The following is a 332-nucleotide window of genomic DNA, read 5'->3' on the forward strand; positions in this document are numbered from 1 at the left end:
TGCGGATTCCGATGATCCCGGTCGCCTGTTCCAATCTGATCCCGGCCATCATTCCGATTTGATCCCGGCCGGGTAGAAGCCAGATCGTTTCGCTTGATGGCATTAGGGATTGGCGGTGGTCAAGCGGCGGTTTGGGTCGCAGGCCGGCGCATGGATTCACCCTCGAGTTCGAGCCGGTGTGCGTTGTGAACGAGGCGGTCCAGGATGGCATCGGCGTAGGTCGGATCGTTTATGGTCTGATGCCAGCGGGGCACCGGAAGTTGGCTGGTGACCAGCGTGGAGCGCTGACCGTAACGGTCCTCAAGGATTTCGAGCAGATGGTGCCGGGCGTT

At 60.8% G+C, this 332-nt stretch carries 1 protein-coding gene; it reads right to left on the minus strand.

What is annotated here, in order from left to right:
* Window positions 1-119: 119 nt before the first annotated feature.
* The coding region (locus ACYPYD_RS26100; protein ID WP_459666548.1) for an ATP-binding protein at window positions 120-332 on the minus strand (213 nt) is incomplete at its 5' end.

This window comes from Novosphingobium sp. 11B (assembly GCF_054589055.1).